The sequence below is a fragment of the Cobetia sp. AM6 genome (assembly GCF_009617955.1).
Classification (GTDB): Bacteria; Pseudomonadota; Gammaproteobacteria; order Pseudomonadales; family Halomonadaceae; genus Cobetia; species Cobetia amphilecti.
Genome location: NZ_AP021868.1, coordinates 3,875,234 through 3,896,968 on the forward strand (window position 1 = coordinate 3,875,234; position 21,735 = coordinate 3,896,968).

A 21,735-nucleotide genomic window follows, 5' to 3' on the forward strand; every position below is an offset into this window, starting at 1 on the left:
AGCCCTGTGAGCCTCTGAGCTGGCTCGCCGCTCTCTAGATCGTCATGGGTCCACGCTCGTGTCCGGCAGGGCAGGAGCGTGGCATCTGCCAAGGATGGCACCAGAAGATGACGTCGCGCCCCACGGGCGTGACAAGGAGTTCATGCATGTCCCCCACCTCACCGATGCAATGCGCGGCAAGCCTCAGCGCAGGCCTGCTGCTGTCCGTTCTTCCCCTCTCCCTTGGCGCTTCCGGCAGCGCCGTGGCAGCAGAATCCACCAGCCAGAGCGAGCAGATCCTGCGCATCGCCAATGGCTCCGAACCGGCGTCACTTGACCCGCAACAGACCAACGGCACCTGGGAGACACGTATCACGCGTGATCTGTTCGAGCCGCTGATCGCCTACTCCGCCGATGGCGAGCTGATTCCCGGGCTGGCGGAGCGCTGGGAGTCGTCCGCCGATGGGCTGAGCTGGACCTTTCATCTGCGCGAGGGGCTCGAATGGTCAGACGGCACGCCGCTGACCGCCGAGGATGCCGTCTTCGCGCTGCGCCGCCTGCTGACACCCGCCACCGCGGCCCACAACGCCACGCTCTACTACCCGATCGTCAATGCCCGCGCGGTGAATACCGGTGAGCTGCCCGCGGAGAAGCTTGGCGTGGCCGCGCCGGATGCGCAGACGCTCACCATCAGCCTCAGCCACCCTTCGGCGACGCTGGAGCAGACGCTGGCGATGAGCGAAGCCGCCCCGCTGCCACGCCATGTGATCGCGGCCAAGGGCGCTGACTGGACGCGGCCGGCCAACATGGCCACCTCGGGCGCCTTCGTGCTCAAGACCTGGTCGCCCCAGGCCGAGATTCGCCTGACGCCCAATCCGCGCTATCACGCGGCGGACACGGTCGCGCTCGATGAGGTGGTCTACCTGCCCATCGAGGAGAGTCATGCCGCGCTCAATCGCTTCCGCGCCGGCGAAGTCGAGATCGCCTACGGCGTACCCGCCAGCCATTACACCTGGATTCAGGACAACCTGGCCGCTGCCCTTCAGACCTACCCGATCCTCGGCGAGTACTTCTATGTCTTCAATCTGCGCGAGGGCTCGCCGGTGGCCGACCAGCGCATTCGTCGCGCGCTGAATCTGGCCACGCGCCGTGAGGTGATCACCGAGCGCATTCTCGGCATGGGCCAGATTCCCTCCTGGCACTTCGTGCCGAAGGCATTGGGTGAGCATCAGGGCGCGCGCTTCGACTTCGCTGACTGGTCGATGGACCGGCGCATGGCGAAGGCGCGTGAGCTGATGGCCGACGCGGGCTACGGCCCGGATACCCCGCTTGAGCTGACCCTGCGCTATAACACCCTGGAAGATCACAAGAAGATCGCCGTGGCCCTGGGGGCGATGTGGAAACCGCTGGGCGTGAAGGTGACGCTGACCAACACCGAGGCCGCGGTGCATTACCGCGATCTGGCGCTGGGCGATTTCGAGGTCGGCCGTTACGGCATGATCGCGACCATCGCCGATGCCTACGACTTCCTGAACGCCTTCAGCAGCGACAACACCTCCAACGCGCCCGGGCTCAGCTCGCCGACCTACGATGCGCTGATCGAGGCGGCGGCGCGTGAAGGAGACGTCGGCACCCGCCAGCGCCAGCTCCACGACGCCGAGCAGTATCTGCTCGACCACGATGTGGTGCTGCCGCTCTACGACTATGTCACCTCCAGCCTGGTCGACCCCGCCATCAGCGGCTGGGCGCCCAATGCGCTGGACGTGCACCCGAGTCGCTATCTGCAGCTCGATACCTCGCACTGACAGACCACAGTCACCAATAACAACGACACACCCGGGCAGCGGCCCGGACGGAGCACTGGATGCTGAGCTACACCCTCAAACGGTTGCTGCAGGCGATTCCCACCCTGCTGATCGTGATCACCCTGTCGTTCTTCCTGATGCGGGTCGCCCCGGGCGGCCCCTTCGATGGCGAACGCCGCCTGCCCCCGGAAATCGAGCAGAACCTGCGCGCGGCCTATCACCTGGATGAGCCATTGCCGATGCAGTATCTGCGCTATCTGGGCGATCTGGTGCAGGGCGATCTCGGCCCGTCCTTCAAGTACAAGGACTTCGATGTCAGCGAGCTGATCAGCCAGGGCTTTCCGGCCAGTCTGGAGCTGGGCATGTGGGCGATTCTGGCCGCGCTGCTGATCGGGGTGCCGCTGGGGGTGATCGCGGCCATCCGGCGCAACTCGACGGCGGATTACGTGGTGATGAGTACTGCGCTGGCGGGAATCGCGGTGCCCAACTTCGTGATCGCCCCGCTGCTGGCGCTGGTGTTCGGCGTGCTGCTCGGCTGGTTGCCGGCCGGCGGCTGGAACGGTGGCGCCTGGCAGAACCTGCTGCTGCCGGTGGTGGCGCTCTCCATCCAGCAGATCGCCTACATCGCCCGCATGATGCGCGCCAGCATGATCGAGGTGCTCGGTAGTCACTACATCCGCACCGCCCGCGCCAAGGGCCTGAGCGAGTGGAAGGTGATTCTGCGCCATGCATTGCGACCGGCGATGCTGCCGGTGGTCTCATACCTCGGCCCGGCCATCGCCGGCATCATCACCGGCTCGGTGGTGATCGAGCAGATCTTCGGCATTCCCGGCATCGGGCGCTATTTCGTGCAGGGTGCGCTCAATCGTGACTACACCCTGGTGATGGGCACGGTGGTCTTCTATGGCGCCTTGATCCTGCTGCTCAACCTGATCGTCGATCTGCTCTACAGCATGCTCGACCCGCAGATCCGCTACGACGACTGACCCGAGGCCCTGACATGTCACAGACAACTCCCGCTCCCCACGGCACCGGCGGTGCCAGTGCCTTCGACGGCCAGCCCCCTGCCGCGCCGGCAGGCGACAGCCTGACCCGCGACGCCTGGCGTCGTCTCAAGCAGAACCGCGCTGCCATGTGCAGCCTGGTGGTGATGGCCGTCATCGTGCTGGCCTGCCTGATCGGCCCGTGGCTGACGCCCTTCGAACTCGATGAAGTCGACTGGAACGCCATCGGCACCGGCCCGGACCTGGCCTCCGGCCACGTCTTCGGCACCGACGTCAACGGCCGCGACCTGCTGACCCGCACCCTGCATGGCGGCCAGATCTCGCTGTCGGTGGCGCTGGTCGCCACCTTCGTCAGCCTGGTGATCGGCGTGCTCTACGGCGCCGTCTCCGGCTACTTCGGCGGACGCACCGACAACCTGATGATGCGCTTCGTCGACATCATGTATTCGCTGCCGTTCATGTTCCTGGTGATCCTGCTGATGGTGGTGTTCGGTCGCAACATCTTCCTGATCTACGCTGCCATCGGTGCGGTGGAGTGGCTGGACATGTCGCGCATCGTGCGCGGCCAGGTGCTGGCACTCAAGAAGCGTGAATTCGTGGAGGCGGCGCATGCGCTGGGGGTGCGCGACCTGCAGGTGGTCACCCGCCACCTGATCCCCAATGCGCTGGGACCGGTGATCGTCTACGTCACGCTGACGGTGCCCAAGGTCATCCTGCTGGAAAGCTTCCTGTCGTTCCTCGGCCTCGGCGTGCAGGAACCGCTGACCTCGTGGGGCGTGTTGATCTCCGAAGGCAAGGACATGATGGAGACCGCCCCCTGGATGCTGCTGGTGCCCTCGGCCTTCCTCGCCGCGACCCTGTTCTGCCTCAACTTCCTCGGCGATGGGCTGCGTGACGCCCTCGACCCCAAGACTCGCTGAACCGGAGCGCTGATCATGACTTCTTCACCCTCTACCTCCGGCACCTCCTCCAGCCTGCCGCCAGCACGCAACGCCGCCGACCAGGCCCGCGCCGACACCCTGACTCGCCTGGGACTGGCGGCCGAGGCGCCTGGCACGCCGCCGCTGATGGAGATCGATGACCTCAAGGTCGACTTCCAGCTGCCGGATGGCGCGGTACCCGCCGTCAAGGGCGTCAGCTTCACTCTCAACAAGGGCGAGACGCTGGCGCTGGTCGGCGAGTCCGGCTCCGGCAAGTCAGTCACATCCACCGCCATCCTGCGCCTGCTGCCGGAACTCGCCGAGATCAAGGGTGCCATCCGCCTGCGCGGCGAAGACCTGCTGAGCGCCTCGACGCGGCGCATGCGCGAGCTGCGCGGCAATCGCATCGCCACCGTCTTCCAGGAGCCGATGACCTCGCTCAACCCGCTGCACCGCATCGGGCGCCAGATCATCGAGGTACTGGCACTGCATCGTGACCTCAAGGGCCGCGCGGCCCGCCACAAGGCGCTGGAACTGCTCGAGCAGGTCGGCATTCCGGAGCCGGCGCGACGCATCGACAGCTATCCCCACGAGCTGTCCGGTGGCCAGCGTCAGCGCGTGATGATCGCCATCGCACTGGCCTGCGAGCCGGACCTGCTGATCGCCGATGAGCCGACCACCGCGCTGGATGTCACGGTGCAGGCGCAGATCCTGCGGCTGCTCAAGTCGCTGCAACAGCGCTACGGCATGGCGATCCTGTTCATCACCCACGACCTGAGCATCGTGCGCCACTTCGCGGACCGCGTCTGCGTGATGCGTCACGGCGAGCTGCTGGAAACCGGCGCCACCCACGACGTCTTCGAGAGCCCGCAGCACGCCTACACCCGCATGCTGATCGATGCCGAACCGGCCGGTGAGAAGGCGCCGGTGGCCGCGGATGCACCGGTGCTGCTGTCGGCGCGCGATGTGCGTGTCAGTTTCACCATCAAGCGTCCGCTGTTCGGGCCCAAGGTCGCCTTCGAGGCGGTGCGCGGCATCGATCTCGAGGTGCGACGCGGCCAGACCATCGGCATCGTCGGCGAGTCCGGCTCCGGCAAGTCGACGCTGGGTCGCGCCCTGCTGCGCCTGCTCAAGAGCCAGGGCCAGATCAGCTTCGATGGCGTCGATATCATGCCGCTGGACAAGTCGGGCATGCGCCCCTTGCGCTCGCGCATGCAGGTCGTCTTCCAGGACCCCTTCGGCTCCCTGTCGCCGCGCCTGACCGTGGGCGAGATCATCAGCGAAGGCCTGCGCGTGCATCACCCCGAGCTCAATCGCGCCCAGCGCGATGCGCGGGTCTGCGACGCCCTGAGCGAGGTCAGCCTCGACCCCGGCATGCGCAATCGCTATCCGCATGAATTCTCCGGTGGTCAGCGCCAGCGCATCGCCATAGCCCGCGCCCTGGTGCTCAAGCCGGAATTCCTGCTGCTGGACGAGCCGACCTCGGCGCTGGACCGCTCGGTACAGGTCACGGTGATCGACCTGCTGCGCGACCTGCAGGCGCGCCATGGCCTGACCTATCTGTTCATCAGCCATGACCTGGCGGTCGTGCGTGCGCTGTCAGACCATCTCATCGTGATGAAGGAAGGCGAGGTGGTGGAAAGCGGCAGCACCCACGCCATCTTCGAGGCACCCCGTGAGCGTTATACGTGTGAATTGATGCAGGCTGCCTTCGCCCCGGACCTGGGACAGACGCACCACTGACCCCCTGAAAAGACGACATGACTGATGGGCGCTGCGGCGCCCATCAAGACCCCGCTTTGCCTGAGAAAAGGCGCAGGGCCTCATCACTGCCTGCCTGAAGGGTGGCGATGAGCGCCCGGCCTCGCCCCGGGCAAGGGCAGCCGAGTCGCTCACACAAATCGACATTGGCTGCCAACCGGGTGCTTGCACCCGACCGAGGCCGGAGCAGGATGCTCCGGCATGACCCACACCGATGGAAAGACATGCACAGGATGACGATGCAACCTACAACAACAGCCAGCATCCCCCTTCACACTCACTCACGACTGCGTCACGCGATTGGCGCAGCCCTGCTCGGTACGGGACTGCTGAGCATGAGCCCCATGGCCCAGGCCATCGAGGTCTACAAGACGGATACCGACCGCGTCGAGTTCAGTGGCCGCCTGGCGGCGTTTGCCGTGATCCAGGATGGCGCACACGACGAGATCTACAACGGCGGCTCGCGGGTGCGCCTGATCCACGAGCATCAGTTCGAGCAGGGCTGGAGCTCCATCATCCGCGCCGAATGGGGCTTCGATCCCTGGTTCAAGGACGGCACCGATGCTCACTACAAGCGCATGCTCTATGCCGGAGCGGCCCACGAGAAATGGGGCAGCTTCACGGTCGGCAAGCAGTATGGCCCCTGGTACGACATGGTGGCCGTCAACACCGACTGGTTCTGGATCAATGGTGGCGAGGCGTCCGGCACCTTCGAAGGCCGCAGCGGTGACGGCGGCCTGCATGGCACGGGGCGGCCGGACAACTCGCTCTACTGGAAGAAGAGCTTCGACGACGTCACTGTCGGCCTGCTCTACCAGCTCGGCCATGATGGCCAGCACAGCAACGAGACCTCACTCTTCGAGGATGGCGTCTTCACCACCGAGACCGAGTATTCGGGGTATGAGCGTGACTACAGCTATGAAGCCGCGCTCAACTGGCACCCGAACGAGGACTTCACGGTGGGCGGGGTCTTCCACCATACGGAGCTGAGCGACTACGAGAGCGGCAACAGCGAGAACGGCGATATCGATGCCTGGCTGCTCGGCGGTCACTGGTCACCGGGCAACTGGTACATCGCCCTCGTCGGCGGGGAATATCGCAACCACATCGCCGGCAGCACCCTGGACTCCTCGGAAGATTTCGTCGACAAGGCGCGCGGCGCGGAATTCGTGGTCAACTACAAGTTCAAGGAGGTCATCTGGGGCAATGACAGTGTCGAGCTCTACGGTGGCTTGAATCACCTGGAGGACGCCGACAGCGAAGCACGCTACGCCTATCAGATTCTGGGCGCGGCCTGGCGGGTCAAGGACCTGACGCTGGCCACCGAGTATCGCTTCGACAACAGCCGCCAGTCAGACGGCAGCGAGTACAGCGCCGACCGCGACCAGCTGATGTTCCTGGCGCGTTACGACTTCTGATCGACATGTCAGACGCTGGTGACGGTTCGCCAATGCTCGCGCTGAGGCGATAGTTCCGCCCTTGCCTGATGAACCCGGCAGGGACGACAAAAAACGCCCGGTCATAGGACCGGGCGTTTGTTTGTATCGGCTGTATCGGTTGTATCGGTTGTCCCGAGACCAGCTCAGGGTTTCAGCCGCTTACGTACTCAGAAGCGATAGGTCGCGCCGAGACCGAAGCCATGCGCTTCATTCTCGTAATCGGCTTCATAGGTGCCACGGTTGGGCTCGCTCAGGCTGACGGTGGCCGTCTCTTCCCACAGGTAGGTGTAGGCCATGTCGATGGTCAGCTCCGGCATCGGCGTCCAGCCGGCCCCCAGCGAGAAGATGGTGCGATCCCCGGACGGGATACGCGCGCTGCGATGCTCGTCCACGGTCGGGCTGTCATCGAAGGCCATGCCGGTGCGCAGCACCCACTGCGGATTGAGCTGATAGCTCAGGCCCACTGCGTACTGCCAGCTGTCCTCGTAGCCCTGCTCCTCGACGATGTCGCTCATGTTGTCGACTTCCACCGCGATCTCATCGAAGCGGCTCCAGTGCACCCAGGTCACGCCCGCCATCAGCGTCCAGCGATCATCCAGCTTGTGCGTCACGGAGAAGTCGATGCTTTCCGGCAGAGTCACGTCCAGCGACGCATCCTGCTCGGTATTCGCGAAGCCCGTGCCAGTGAAGACATTGTTGTACTTGGCCTCGCCTTCCAGGCTGTAATCCACCTTGGAGCGATAGGACAGACCGAGACGGGTACTGTCCACCGGCTGGAAGATGACCCCGACGTTGTAGCCCCAGGCGGCATCGTCGCCCTTGATCTTGACCTTGCCATCGCCTGTGCCAGCATCGAGAGTATTCGACGTCAGCTCACCCTTGACGCTGTTGTAGGTCACACCGGCGCCGATGGCCCACTTGTCATTGATGCGGTAGGAGATGGTCGGCTGGGCGGTGACCACCTCGACTTCACTGTAATTGGCGAAATAACGGCCGCGGAAATCAGAACCATAATCGGTGATCACACCAAAGGGCGCGTAGACCCCGAAGCCCAGTGCTACCCGGTCATTCATCGGCTGCACGTAATAGAAGGAAGGCACTGCCGCTCCCGGCACCATGTCGCCGTCATCTCCGCCAGAGACTGGCCGACCGAGTGCATCATTCGCGGTGGCGACATCAATATCGGTATTGACGTCCAGATAGGTCACACCGCCGGTGATCTGGGCACGATCCAGGAAGGACATGCCGGCCGGGTTGCCGAACACGGTGGAGGCATCATTGGCATTCGAGGCGCGCCCGGCGAAGGAGGTGCCCTGGGTACTGACACTCTGCTCGTTCAGCTGGAAGGCCCCCGCGTGAACGCCACCGGCATAAGCCGTGGCTGCCGTTGCCAGAGCGACCCCGAGGGTGAGTTTGTTCATCTTGTTTTTCATTATGGATGGCGTCCCATTGCAGGTGGCTGGAGAGCCGCATGTTGTTGTTATCATTCGTTGATGCATAGCTCTGTCACCTACGTTTTGGGCGAGTCGTGCGTTCAAGTCAAGGGCGAACGTTTGTTTGAATAGGGAGATTTCTAGTATTCAGGGAACTTTCATTCATGTCTGCACTGTTACGTGCTGCTAAGCCCATGACCTGACGACGATTTAGTGCCTTGTCGCCAGCGTTTAAAACACGACAGCCCCCTCTGCTCCCCCCTCTAGCCTATTGGTCGAACATCAGCTTTTTCGTATGTATCGGCTCGCTTGACCTATGTGCAACACATAAGTCTTACACTGATGATCAGTCACGGAACATTGGCTGCCGACAGACCTTCAGGGCAGCCGAATGCTCTCTCCGCCACTCTTGATCACCAGGAGATGATGCAATGAAAGTCGCTGAACTGGCCCGCGCGGGGGGCGTCACCGCCGAAACCGTTCGCCATTACACGCGCCAGGGGCTGATCACGGCCCGACGTGATCCCGTCAACAACTACCAGCGCTTCGATGAGCAGGCGCTGGTACGCCTCAAATTCATCAGTCAGGCACGCCAGCTGGGCTTCAGCCTTGCCGACATCAAACAGATTCTTGAGCAGGCGGACCAGCACGACTCGCCGTGCCCGCTGGTTCGTGACCTGCTGCGACAGCACCTGCCGAGAGTGCGCGAGCGCATTCGTGAGCTGGAAGCCCTCGCAGAGCGCATGGAGCATGCGCTGGATTGCTGGCAGGACCTTCCGGATGGCGTGCCGGACGGCAACAGCGTGTGCTGTCTGATCGAAGGCTTTCCGCAGGACATGCCCGACACCGCTTCCACTTCCAAACGCCGCGACGGGGGGCAATCATGATGACTACATCACTTCCCGAGACACGCCTTCTGCAGGCGCCAGGCATCCATTGTCAGGGCTGTGTCAGCAGGATTCGTCGTGCCCTGCAGGCGCAGGACCCGCAGGCCGAGTTGCTCGGCGCACCTGATGCAGAGCTGTTGCTGATGCACAGCCAGTTGTTATCCACGGCACTGCAGGAAGTCGCGGACGACTGCGGCTACCCCCTCAAGGAGGAAGCCCTGCCGGAACGCGCCCATCACGATCTGTCGGTGTACGGCATGCACTGCCAGAAGTGCGTCGCCAGATTGCGCGAGGCCATCCAGCACTGGGATGACACCGCGCAAGTCAGTGGCACGCCGAAAGAAGACACTCTCAACGTGGACACCTGTCTGCCGCGCGGGCTGCTCGAGAGAATCATCCTCGAGACGGACTATTCGCTTGAGGCCCCCGCCGAGGAGGATGAAGCTCAAGCCGCGCCGGCTGCTGATACGCCGGCCGTTGCGAGCAAGTCAAGCGCTGCGAACGCGTCAGGTACTGCAAACAAAGCAGCGACTGAGAGCCAGCCAGCCGATAGCGCAAGCGCCGAGTTCTCACTGTCCGGCGTCACCTGCGCCAGCTGCGTGGCGACGATCCAGAAGGCACTGGATGGCCTGGATGGAGTGGAGCAGGCGCAGGTCAACTTCGCCTCGCGCACCGCCCAGGTCACGAGCCGCCTCGCTCCCGACGAGATCGTCTCGGCCATCGAAGGCGTCGGCTACGGGGCAAGCCTGGTGGAAGACGCGCAGGCCGGTGAGCAGCAACAGCAAGAGGACGCCGATCAGGAATATCGCTCTCGTGTCCGTGACAGCGTGCTGTCACTGGGCATCGGCATCCCCCTGATGATCAGCATGTTCTTCCATCATCCCGGCTTCGACGGGCTCGAGCGCGGGGTGTGGCTGGCGATCGGCGTCGCCGTGCTGGGCGTGCTCGCCACGGCAGGACACAGCTTCTTCACCAGCGCCTGGAAGGCCTTCACGCATCATCAGGCCAACATGGATACGCTGGTGGCGCTCGGTACCGGAGCGGCATGGATCTACTCCATGGGCGTGCTGCTGTTCCCCGACAGCGTGCCCCCGGCGGCGCGCGGGCTCTACTTTGAAGCATCGACCATGATCATCGGCTTGATCAGCCTGGGGCAGGCGCTGGAAGTCCGCGCCCGGGGCCGCACTCAGCAGGCGCTGCGTGCGCTGCTGGATCTGCAGACTCGCACGGCTCGCGTGATCCGCGATGGTGAAGAGCGCGAGATCGATATCAACGAGGTCCGCAGCGGGGACCAGGTGCGCATTCGCCCCGGTGAGCGCATCCCGGTGGATGGCCGGGTCATCGAGGGCCAGAGCCATATCGATGAATCGATGCTCAGCGGTGAGCCACTGCCCGTGTCACGCGGTATCGGCGACGAGGTAGCCGCCGGTACGCTCAATACGCGTGGCAGTCTGGTCTTCGAGGTCGAGCGCGTCGGTAGCGAGACTCGCCTGGGGCGCATCATCAGCCAGGTGCGTCAGGCACAGAATTCGCGCCCGCCGATTGGCCGGCTGGCTGACACCATCTCCGGCGTGTTCGTGCCCAGCGTGATGATCATCGCCATCGTCGCTGCGCTGGTGTGGTTCAACTTCGGGCCTGCGCCGACCGGCGTGCATATGCTGGTGGTCGCGACGGCGGTACTCGTCATCGCCTGCCCGTGTGCGCTGGGTCTGGCGACGCCGATCTCGACCATGATCGGCGTCGGCAAGGCGGCGGAACATGGCGTACTGGTACGCAGCGGTGAGGCACTGCAGACCGCCAGTCGCTTGACCGCGCTGGTGGTCGACAAGACCGGCACCCTGACGCGCGGCAAGCCGGAAGTCACCGAGGTCTCACTCCTCGAAGGGGAAGACGAGGAAGCCGTGCTGGATGCAGCATATGCACTGGAGCGAGGCTCCGAGCACCCGCTGGCCGCGGCACTGCTGGCACATATCGAAGCCAGACGCCCCGATGCCTCACGCAGCAAGGCCTTCCATGACTACCAGACCATCAGCGGACGCGGCATTCAGGCTCAGGATGATACAGGACGCACCTGGCGCATGGGCAACGCTGCCATGCTGGAAGAGGCCGGCATCAGCCTGGCTCCTCTCAGCGAGCAGATCACGTCTCTGGAAGACAATGCGCGCACCTTGATCCTGATGGCTCGCGACGATCAATTGCTCGCCGTCTTCGGGCTGGCCGACCCGCTGCGTGACGATAGCCGCGATGCCATCGCTCGCCTGCATGCCATCGGCCTCAAGGTGATCATGCTGACCGGTGACAACCCTCACACGGCAGCCGCCGTGGCGCGCGAGACCGGTATCGATGATTACCGTGCCGGCGTCTCACCGGATGACAAGCACGACGAGATCGCGCGGCTGCAGCAGGAAGGTCATGTGGTGGGCATGGTCGGCGATGGCATCAATGATGCGCCGGCGCTGGCGCTGGCCGATGTCGGCTTCGCGATGGGCGAAGGTACCGACGTTGCCATCGAGACCGCCGGTATCACGTTGATGCAGCCGTCGCTGGGCGGGGTCGCGGATGCGATCGCGATCAGCCAGGCCACCCTGCGCAACATCAAGCAGAACCTGGTAGGAGCCTTCGGCTACAACCTGATCGGCATCCCGATTGCCGCAGGCATCCTCTACCCCTTCACGGGCATGTTGCTGTCGCCGGTAATCGCAGGACTGGCCATGTCCTTGTCCTCGGTCACCGTCGTGACCAATGCCAATCGTCTGCGTCGCTATACGCCCCCGAGCGCAGCTGGATCCGCAACGAGTAACCCAGAGAATACCGCCACCACCTCACAAGGAGCGTCAGCATGATCTGCATGGCCATCAATCTGCTAGGGTTCGGCCTGATCGCCGCCATTGTCTGGTGGTTCTGGCTCGCCAAGTCATGAAACACACTCCAGGACTTGCTCTGTAGTCGCTGAAATCGAGCAAGCTGATTGCACAAGGCAATCGCGCTAGATAATCATCTCAAAGCCCTGTCACATCCTGTGTGGCAGGGCTTTTTTCGTGACTGTTTCCTGATCAAAAGCGCACCAGACGGCTCTCGCAAGGCTCGCAACGATAGCGCTCATGACATGCCGTCCTGCGGCTCCGAGACCTGGGTCACCCGGCAAGTCCACTGGGGGGGGGGGAAAGCAGCTGTCGCGAGGTCTTGTGGGTAGCTCCTGCACTGCCGAATCTTGAGTTTTCCACAGCCGCTTTGCTCTTCTTTACCCCGCTTGATCAAAGTGCCGAGAATGCAAAAACGCCCCTGCCACATCAGTGACAGGGGCGTTTCCTTTGGTCGTCTTTCTGCACACGGCTTTCTATTGCGCCAATTTTCCTGCGTACAAAGAGAACCGCCCCTGCAGCAAGGCTACAGGGGCGGTTCAGTATAAGTGCCTGACGATGACCTACTCTCACATGGAGAAACTCCACACTACCATCGGCGCTAAGCGGTTTCACTTCCGAGTTCGGCATGGGATCGGGTGGTTCACGCTCGCTATGGTCGTCAGGCGAAACGGTGGCATCTTGCGATGCCTGAGTCTCAAGGCTTTTGGCCTCGCGACTCGCAATATGAATCATGCTGACCGAGATGTCTCGATCCTGTCGCAATCCCGGCGTTTGCCTAAGCAAACCCCTTGGGTGTTATATGGTCAAGCCTCACGGGCAATTAGTACTGGTTAGCTCAACACATTGCTGTGCTTCCACACCCAGCCTATCAACCTTGTAGTCTTCAAGGGCCCTTCAGGAGGCGTAAGGCCTCAGGGAAGTCTCATCTTGAAGGGGGCTTCCCGCTTAGATGCTTTCAGCGGTTATCCCGTCCGAACGTAGCTACCGGGCAATGCCATTGGCATGACAACCCGAACACCAGAGGTTCGTCCACTCCGGTCCTCTCGTACTAGGAGCAGCTCTTCTCAAACTTCCGACGCCCACGGCAGATAGGGACCGAACTGTCTCACGACGTTCTAAACCCAGCTCGCGTACCACTTTAAATGGCGAACAGCCATACCCTTGGGACCGACTTCAGCCCCAGGATGTGATGAGCCGACATCGAGGTGCCAAACACCGCCGTCGATGTGAACTCTTGGGCGGTATCAGCCTGTTATCCCCGGAGTACCTTTTATCCGTTGAGCGATGGCCCTTCCATACAGAACCACCGGATCACTAGAACCTACTTTCGTACCTGCTCGACGTGTCTGTCTCGCAGTCAAGCACCCTTATGCTCTTGCACTCAATGCACGATTTCCAACCGTGCTGAGGGTACCTTCGTGCTCCTCCGTTACTCTTTAGGAGGAGACCGCCCCAGTCAAACTACCCACCATACACTGTCCTCGATCCGGATAACGGACCTGAGTTAGAACGCCAATGATGTCAGGCTGGTATTTCAAGGTTGGCTCCACCGCATCTGGCGACGCGGTTTCAAAGCCTCCCAGCTATCCTACACAGACAACATCAGCATCCAGTGTAAAGCTATAGTAAAGGTTCACGGGGTCTTTCCGTCTAGCCGCGGGTACACAGCATCTTCACTGCGATTTCAATTTCACTGAGTCTCGGGTGGAGACAGCGTGGCCATCATTACGCCATTCGTGCAGGTCGGAACTTACCCGACAAGGAATTTCGCTACCTTAGGACCGTTATAGTTACGGCCGCCGTTTACCGGGGCTTCGATCAAGAGCTTCGCGTGAGCTAACCCCATCAATTAACCTTCCGGCACCGGGCAGGCGTCACACCCTATACGTCCGCTTGCGCGTTTGCAGAGTGCTGTGTTTTTAATAAACAGTTGCAGCCACCTGGTATCTTCGACCGGTAGGAGCTTACGGAGCAAGTCCTTCACTCGAACCGGTGCACCTTCTCCCGAAGTTACGGTGCCATTTTGCCTAGTTCCTTCACCCGAGTTCTCTCAAGCGCCTTGGTATTCTCTACCTGACCACCTGTGTCGGTTTGGGGTACGGTCGCATGTGATCTGAAGCTTAGAGGCTTTTCCTGGAAGCGTGGCATCGATGACTTCCTGACCGTGGTCAGTTCGTCTCGCATCTCGACCTCAGAGGAACCGGATTTGCCTGATTCCTCGGCCTACATGCTTTCACCAGGACAACCAACGCCTGGCTCACCTAGCCTTCTTCGTCCCCCCATCGCAACCACATCCGGTACGGGAATATTAACCCGTTTCCCATCGACTACGCGTTTCCGCCTCGCCTTAGGGGCCGACTCACTCTGCTCCGATTAACGTAGAACAGAAAACCTTGGTCTTCCGGCGGGGGAGTTTTTCACTCCCCTTATCGTTACTCATGTCAGCATTCGCACTCGTGATACCTCCAGCAGACTTCTCAATCCACCTTCATTGGCTTACACGACGCTCCTCTACCGCTCATCCAGAGGATGAACCCGTAGCTTCGGTACCTGATTTAGCCCCGTTATATCTTCCGCGCAGGCCGACTCGACTAGTGAGCTATTACGCTTTCTTTAAAGGATGGCTGCTTCTAAGCCAACCTCCTAGCTGTCTGAGCCTTCCCACATCGTTTCCCACTTAATCAGGATTTTGGGACCTTAGCTGACGGTCTGGGTTGTTTCCCTTTTCACAACGGACGTTAGCACCCGCTGTGTGTCTCCCACGCTGCACTCACTGGTATTCGGAGTTTGCCTCGGGTTGGTAAGTCGGGATGACCCCCTAGCCGAAACAGTGCTCTACCCCCAGCGGTGATACGTGAGGCGCTACCTAAATAGCTTTCGAGGAGAACCAGCTATCTCCGGGCTTGATTAGCCTTTCACTCCGATCCACAGCTCATCCCAGCATTTTTCAACATACTTGGGTTCGGGCCTCCAATTGATGTTACTCAATCTTCACCCTGGCCATGGATAGATCGCCCGGTTTCGGGTCTATACCCTGCGACTGGTCGCCCAGTTAAGACTCGGTTTCCCTACGCCTCCCCTATACGGTTAAGCTCGCCACAGAATATAAGTCGCTGACCCATTATACAAAAGGTACGCGGTCACACCACGAAGGTGCTCCCACTGCTTGTACGCATACGGTTTCAGGATCTATTTCACTCCCCTCGCCGGGGTTCTTTTCGCCTTTCCCTCACGGTACTGGTTCACTATCGGTCAGCCAGGAGTATTTAGCCTTGGAGGATGGTCCCCCCATGTTCAGTCAAGGTTTCTCGTGCCCCGACCTACTCGATTTCACGTGACTCAGACTTCGACTACGGGACTATCACCCTGTATCGTCAAGCTTCCCAGCTTGTTCGTCTGTCAGTTGTCACGCTTAAGGGCTGGTCCCCGTTCGCTCGCCGCTACTTGGGGAATCTCGGTTGATTTCTTTTCCTCCGGGTACTTAGATGTTTCAGTTCCCCGGGTTTGCCTCTATAGGTTATGTATTGGCCTATAGATACTCACCTGATGGTGAGTGGGTTTCCCCATTCGGAAATCGTTGGGTCGCAGGGTATTTGCCACCTCGCCAACGCTTATCGCAGGCTATCACGTCCTTCATCGCCTCTGGCTGCCAAGGCATCCACCGTATGCGCTTAATCGCTTGACCATATAACCCCAAGGGGTCTGTCAAGGATTACGAATCTGTCGGACCTCTCCGACATATCGTTTGATAGACATGCGCTTGGCGCACACATCTATCGTCAGCATGATTCACATTGTTAAAGAGCGGCTGTTCAGAGAACAGTGAGAAGTCACACAACCTTCACGAGGAAGGCGATATGCTTGTCACTGTGGACTGTGCAGCGTTATCAGGTAGTAGAAGCTGAACCGGACTTTCATGGTGGAGCCAAGCGGGATCGAACCGCTGACCTCCTGCGTGCAAGGCAGGCGCTCTCCCAGCTGAGCTATGGCCCCAAAGTCGGCAAAACCGTGTCGACAAAAGCACGAAGCTTTTGGTGGGTCTGGGCAGATTTGAACTGCCGACCTCACCCTTATCAGGGGTGCGCTCTAACCAACTGAGCTACAGACCCGACACTACTACTCGATAAACTAACTTGATCAGGTAATTCGTTGTGAGCACTTGCCGCGAGCAGTAGACAGTGTCGATAAGGAGGTGATCCAGCCCCAGGTTCCCCTAGGGCTACCTTGTTACGACTTCACCCCAGTCATGAACCACACCGTGGTGATCGCCCTCCCGAAGGTTAGGCTAACCACTTCTGGTGCAGTCCACTCCCATGGTGTGACGGGCGGTGTGTACAAGGCCCGGGAACGTATTCACCGTGGCATTCTGATCCACGATTACTAGCGATTCCGACTTCATGGAGTCGAGTTGCAGACTCCAATCCGGACTGAGGCAAGCTTTATGGGATTGGCTCCACTTCGCAGTATTGCAACCCTTTGTACTTGCCATTGTAGCACGTGTGTAGCCCTACCCGTAAGGGCCATGATGACTTGACGTCGTCCCCACCTTCCTCCGGTTTGTCACCGGCAGTCTCCTTAGAGTTCCCGACATTACTCGCTGGCAAATAAGGATAGGGGTTGCGCTCGTTACGGGACTTAACCCAACATTTCACAACACGAGCTGACGACAGCCATGCAGCACCTGTCTCAGAGTTCCCGAAGGCACCAATCCATCTCTGGAAAGTCCTCTGGATGTCAAGGGTAGGTAAGGTTCTTCGCGTTGCATCGAATTAAACCACATGCTCCACCGCTTGTGCGGGCCCCCGTCAATTCATTTGAGTTTTAACCTTGCGGCCGTACTCCCCAGGCGGTCAACTTATTGCGTTAGCTGCGCCACTAAGTCCTCAAGGGACCCAACGGCTAGTTGACATCGTTTACGGCGTGGACTACCAGGGTATCTAATCCTGTTTGCTACCCACGCTTTCGCACCTCAGTGTCAGTGTCAGTCCAGAAGGCCGCCTTCGCCACTGGTATTCCTCCCGATCTCTACGCATTTCACCGCTACACCGGGAATTCTACCTTCCTCTCCTGCACTCTAGCCAAGCAGTTCCAGATGCCGTTCCCAGGTTGAGCCCGGGGCTTTCACACCTGGCTGACTTAGCCACCTACGCGCGCTTTACGCCCAGTAATTCCGATTAACGCTTGCACCCTCCGTATTACCGCGGCTGCTGGCACGGAGTTAGCCGGTGCTTCTTCTGCGAGTGATGTCTTTCCTCGAGAGTATTAGTCCCAAGGCGTTCTTCCTCGCTGAAAGTGCTTTACAACCCGAAGGCCTTCTTCACACACGCGGCATGGCTGGATCAGGCTTTCGCCCATTGTCCAATATTCCCCACTGCTGCCTCCCGTAGGAGTCTGGGCCGTGTCTCAGTCCCAGTGTGGCTGATCATCCTCTCAGACCAGCTACGGATCGTCGCCTTGGTGAGCCATTACCTCACCAACAAGCTAATCCGACATGGGCTCATCCGATAGCGCAAGGTCCGAAGATCCCCTGCTTTCTCCCGTAGGACGTATGCGGTATTAGCCTGAGTTTCCCCAGGTTGTCCCCCACTATCGGGCAGATTCCCATGCATTACTCACCCGTCCGCCGCTCGACGCCTCCTAGCAAGCTAGGATCGTTTCCGCTCGACTTGCATGTGTTAAGCCTGCCGCCAGCGTTCAATCTGAGCCATGATCAAACTCTTCAGTTGAAAGCTTGATAGTCTGTTAAGCAGACCAAACTTGGTTCAGAGTCAAACTTCTCGTGAGAGGCTTGCTCCGATATTTGGTGACCTTGTCACCACTCATCGGCAAGCGCTCACACGAATTACCTGATCAAATTTTTAAAGAGCGTCGCTGTTAAGCGAGGAGGCATATTCTACTTGGAACGCTTGAGAAGTCAAGCACTTGATGATGAGTCAGTCGACTGCCTCTAAGCATCATCAAGCGGTGAGGAGCGTTGCTCGATCACCTGTTCCGTAAGGAGTGCGGCGTATTCTAGCGAATCGCCCGGGATTGTCAACCGATGAATTCAAAGCGGACTTCAAAAACATCAAGAAAAACAATCACCTGCAAACCTCTTTCACCGCTGGTAACGCCATGCGTCCCCGGCAGCGGATGCGTACTTTACGCAGGAATCGGTTTGATGGCAAGGGCTTTTTGGCCAGATATCGCTGTCAATTCAAACAAGCTCATGCAGGCACTGCGTGCTCCAGCATCAACTGCAGTGACTCTCTCCCCCGCCAGCGATTGCGCGACAACTTGTAAGCACACTTCAGAGAGGCCCCCACACCAAATGCCGGTGATTCCCCCGGTGACAGCGCACGGAACCAGATCGCCTTGAGGCGCGTACGCCCGAGCGAGAGTTCCAATGACAGGTGCGTGCCATCAGCGCCTACCGGCCTGAGGCTCTCGACCAGGAAGCTGCCCTCGAAGAGAGGCGCCTCGAACTCACGCCCGAAGGGCGCCAGACGCTCGAGCTCATCCAGCGTCTCCAGACTCAACTGCCCTTCCACCAGCTCACCATCGCTGAGAATCAAGGGATTGAGCGCCCTCTCCCCCAACTGCTCCGCGGCTGCCTGTTGCAGGGCACGAGTGAAGGTATCCTTTTCCGTCAGCGGCAAGCCCACGCCGGCGGCGCCGCGATGCCCACCGAAGCGCGGCAGGCACTGCGGCGCGAGATCATGGGCGCGCTGCAGCGCATCCCGCAGGTGCAATCCTTCGATGGAGCGCCCGGAGCCCGTCAACATGCCGGGCACCGCGGCTGGTGTCAGCACAACGGTCGGTCGCCCAAACTGCTGCACCAGACGCGAAGCGACAATGCCCTGCACCCCGGGATGACCATCCTCCAGGTGGACCACGATCACCTGATGTCCTTCCCGCAAGGAGGTGAGCGCCAGGGCACGCGCCGACTCGACCATCTCGGCTTCGATCGCCTTGCGGGACTGGTTGTCCTGATCGAGCACTTCCAGCGCACGCTGCGCCGCGTCATCTTCCCGCGCCAACATGAAGTGCAGCGCGGCGTACGGGTCATCCAGACGCGAGCGGGCATTGATACGCGGCCCCATCTGGAAGGCCAGCGTCTCGGCATTGAAGGGCACGCTATCCGCCCCGAGCCGCTCTGCCATCGCGCGCCAGCAGGGCTCCTGCATGCGGTTGATCAACGTGAGGCCCAGATTGACCACCGCGCGGTTGATCGCACTCCCCCCCAGTGACACACAGTCCGCCACCGTCCCCAGCGCCACATACGACAGCCACGGCGACAGCTTGGGGGCATCGCTCGGCAACCTGCCCTGTTCGATCAAGACGTTACGGGTCAATGACATGGTCAGCCAGGCGACCATGCAGCCGGCAATGGTCGCATCGGGATAGGCGCAGTCATCTCGTGTCGGATTGACGGTCGCGTAGGCGGAAGCCGGCGGCCCTTCCTGAGGCAACGCATGGTGATCCGTCACCACGACCTCTATTCCCGCCTCCTTGAGCAACGCCAGACGCGCCTCATCACTGGAGCCGCAGTCCGCGGTCACGATCAGAGACGGACGCGGTGACAACGTCATGATGCGCTCGACCAGCGGCAGACTGATGCCATAACCATCATGGATGCGATGGCCGATCAGACTGTGCACGCGGTCGTAGGGCACATCGAACAGCTCGGTCAGCGTGCGCAACATCACCACATGCGAGGTGATGCCATCCACGTCATAGTCGGTGAGGATGCCGATATGCTCCCCCTCGGCGACGGCGCGCGCGATGCGCTCTGCCGCGCGCCGGCCATCGGCCAGCCGTTCGGGATGCTCGATATGCCGGAGCGCCGGCGTGACCAGCGCCTCCAGGGGCGCCTTGCAGCTCTCCAGCGTCAGGCGTCCTGCCAGCACACGTGCCTGCAATTCGCTGAGCCCGGTCGCGATGCCCTGCTGATAGAGACGCTCGTCACGCACGCGCGGCTGAATGACCCGCGCAATGCTGGCCGCAAGCGTGCGCTCGTCCGGACGACTCATGGAATCTTGCGAGAATGGGGGCGACACGGGGGAAGTGACAGACATGAGGAACTCCTGACAAACGACATGGCCGTCATCTCGGCAGCGGACTGCAGACATGACGGCCATGAAAAGATGACTGCCGATCACCCCGAGCGGGCCAACCGGCAGTTGTTGCAATCACCCGCGGCGATTCTCGCGCACGAAGTCCTGCACTGCCGCCAACTCCGCCGGCAGTACGCTGTAACGCTCCTCGCGCTCCAGCAGGTCATGCAGATGCGGCGGCAGATCGACGCCAGCAAAGCCGGCACGCGCCACGGCTTCGGCAAACTTGGCCGGATGCGCCGTCGCCAGCGTGATCATCGGCGTCGCGCTATCGGTGCGGCAGACCTCAGCCGCACGATAGCCGGTTGCCGTATGCGGATCGAGAATCTCGCCGGTGCGATGGTGCGCCTCACGGATGACCTCGAGGATCGTCTCGTCATCGACACTGTGACTGGAGAACAGCTCACGCAGCTTCGCCAACGGGGCATCCGCCAGTGCTGCCGGTTCACGCGAGAAGTGCTCGAGCAGCTCACGGATCGCCTGACCATCGCGGCCATAGGCCTCGAACAGCAGACGTTCGAAGTTGGAGGACACCACGATATCCATCGACGGTGCCAGCGTCGCCTTCAGCTCCTGACGCGAGAAGTCATTGGAGGAGATGGTGCGATGCAGGATGTCGTTGGCGTTGGTGGCGATCACCAGCTGGCGCACTGGCAGCCCCATGCGCGAGGCCAGATAGCCGGCAAAGATGTTGCCGAAGTTAGCCGACGGCACCGTGAAGCTGACCTGACGCGCCGGAGCGCCCAGCGCCACACCGGCGGCCACGTAGTAGACGGTCTGGGCCATGATGCGCGCCCAGTTGATCGAGTTGACCGCGACCAGGCGCGTGCCGTTCAGGAAGTCCTGATCGGCGAAGCTGGCCTTCACCATCGCCTGGGCATCATCGAAGTTGCCTTCGATGGCGATGTTGAAGACGTTGGGCGCCAGCACGGAGGTCATCTGGCGACGTTGCACTTCGGAGACACGGTTGTGCGGATGCAGAATGAAGATATCCACATGATCGCAGGCTCGGCAGCCCTCGATGGCGGCAGAACCGGTATCACCGGAGGTCGCGCCCATGATCACCGCACGCTCGCCGCGCTTGGCAAGGAAGTGATCCAGCAGGCGCCCCAGCAGCTGCAGCGCGACATCCTTGAAGGCCAGTGTCGGGCCGTGGAACAGCTCCAGCAGGTAATGGTTGCTGTCGAGCTGATTGAGCGGCACGACTGCATCGTGACTGAAGGTCGCGTAGGTCTCGCGCACGATGTCACGGAAGGTCTCGTCATCGATGGCGCCATCGACGAAGGGCTTCATGACACGGAAGGCGATTTCCGCGTAGGACTCACCGGCCATCGACGTCAGCTCTTCGGTGCTGAACTGCGGCAGGGTTTCCGGCACGTACAGGCCGCCATCACTGGCAAGCCCCGTGAGAACCACATCTTCAAAACCGAGCGCCGGCGCCTGGCCGCGCGTGGAGATATAACGCATGTCGTGTCTTCCCGTGGCTCTTGCCACCGTTATGATTCTTGCTCTTCCGGCCTGCGCCGGCTGCCCAGCGGGGCGGTGCC

At 61.1% G+C, this 21,735-nt stretch carries 10 protein-coding genes, 2 tRNA genes and 3 rRNA genes; 7 read left to right on the forward strand and 8 right to left on the reverse strand.

Annotated features, from left to right (window positions below):
• Positions 1-146 precede the first annotated feature (146 nt).
• The 5 genes from CLAM6_RS16160 to CLAM6_RS16180 all read left to right on the forward strand — a co-directional run bounded on the left by CLAM6_RS16160 (position 147) and on the right by CLAM6_RS16180 (position 6,887).
• Complete coding sequence (locus CLAM6_RS16160) at positions 147-1,784, forward strand: peptide ABC transporter substrate-binding protein (RefSeq protein ID WP_172978727.1); 1,638 nt, start codon at positions 147-149, stop codon at positions 1,782-1,784.
• Between the two features lie 59 nt (positions 1,785-1,843).
• Positions 1,844-2,770: an oligopeptide ABC transporter permease OppB gene (gene oppB, locus CLAM6_RS16165; RefSeq protein ID WP_043337152.1), complete on the forward strand. Its 927-nt coding sequence runs from the start codon at positions 1,844-1,846 to the stop codon at positions 2,768-2,770.
• 14 nt (positions 2,771-2,784) lie between these two features.
• Positions 2,785-3,708, forward strand: coding sequence for an ABC transporter permease (locus CLAM6_RS16170; protein ID WP_107335886.1), 924 nt, complete (start codon positions 2,785-2,787; stop codon positions 3,706-3,708).
• Positions 3,709-3,855: 147 nt separating this feature from the next.
• Positions 3,856-5,451 (forward strand): ABC transporter ATP-binding protein, encoded by a 1,596-nt coding sequence (locus CLAM6_RS16175; RefSeq protein ID WP_153637002.1) that lies wholly within the window; start codon positions 3,856-3,858, stop codon positions 5,449-5,451.
• A gap of 353 nt (positions 5,452-5,804) precedes the next feature.
• Complete coding sequence (locus tag CLAM6_RS16180) at positions 5,805-6,887, forward strand: porin (protein ID WP_172978729.1); 1,083 nt, start codon at positions 5,805-5,807, stop codon at positions 6,885-6,887.
• A 188-nt stretch (positions 6,888-7,075) separates the two neighbouring features.
• Here the strand turns inward: CLAM6_RS16180 and CLAM6_RS16185 are convergent, their stop codons facing one another.
• Positions 7,076-8,329: an OmpP1/FadL family transporter gene (locus tag CLAM6_RS16185; RefSeq protein WP_242007705.1), complete on the reverse strand. Its 1,254-nt coding sequence runs from the start codon at positions 8,327-8,329 to the stop codon at positions 7,076-7,078.
• A 443-nt stretch (positions 8,330-8,772) separates the two neighbouring features.
• On the opposite strand from CLAM6_RS16185, the gene CLAM6_RS16190 reads away from it, so the two are divergent.
• Entirely contained in the window at positions 8,773-9,228 is a 456-nt protein-coding gene (locus CLAM6_RS16190; protein ID WP_043337156.1) for a MerR family DNA-binding protein, read from the forward strand.
• 257 nt (positions 9,229-9,485) lie between these two features.
• Positions 9,486-12,071, forward strand: coding sequence for a heavy metal translocating P-type ATPase (locus CLAM6_RS16195; RefSeq protein ID WP_197738772.1), 2,586 nt, complete (start codon positions 9,486-9,488; stop codon positions 12,069-12,071).
• 568 nt (positions 12,072-12,639) lie between these two features.
• Here CLAM6_RS16195 and rrf read toward each other — a convergent pair.
• The 7 genes from rrf to thrC all read right to left on the reverse strand — a co-directional run bounded on the left by rrf (position 12,640) and on the right by thrC (position 21,655).
• Positions 12,640-12,755, reverse strand: a 5S ribosomal RNA gene (gene rrf, locus CLAM6_RS16200).
• 136 nt (positions 12,756-12,891) lie between these two features.
• Positions 12,892-15,777, reverse strand: a 23S ribosomal RNA gene (locus tag CLAM6_RS16205).
• Positions 15,778-16,009: 232 nt separating this feature from the next.
• Positions 16,010-16,085: transfer RNA gene (locus CLAM6_RS16210), tRNA-Ala, on the reverse strand.
• Between the two features lie 39 nt (positions 16,086-16,124).
• A tRNA-Ile gene (locus CLAM6_RS16215) sits at positions 16,125-16,201 on the reverse strand.
• 76 nt (positions 16,202-16,277) lie between these two features.
• Positions 16,278-17,818: ribosomal RNA gene (locus tag CLAM6_RS16220) — 16S ribosomal RNA — on the reverse strand.
• The 16S, 23S and 5S rRNA genes sit together here with 2 tRNA genes alongside, the layout of an rRNA operon.
• A 480-nt stretch (positions 17,819-18,298) precedes the next feature.
• Positions 18,299-20,104, reverse strand: coding sequence for a single-stranded-DNA-specific exonuclease RecJ (locus CLAM6_RS16225; protein WP_153637004.1), 1,806 nt, complete (start codon positions 20,102-20,104; stop codon positions 18,299-18,301).
• A gap of 159 nt (positions 20,105-20,263) precedes the next feature.
• Positions 20,264-21,655, reverse strand: coding sequence for a threonine synthase (gene thrC / locus CLAM6_RS16230; RefSeq protein WP_153636630.1), 1,392 nt, complete (start codon positions 21,653-21,655; stop codon positions 20,264-20,266).
• Positions 21,656-21,735: the final 80 nt, after the last annotated feature.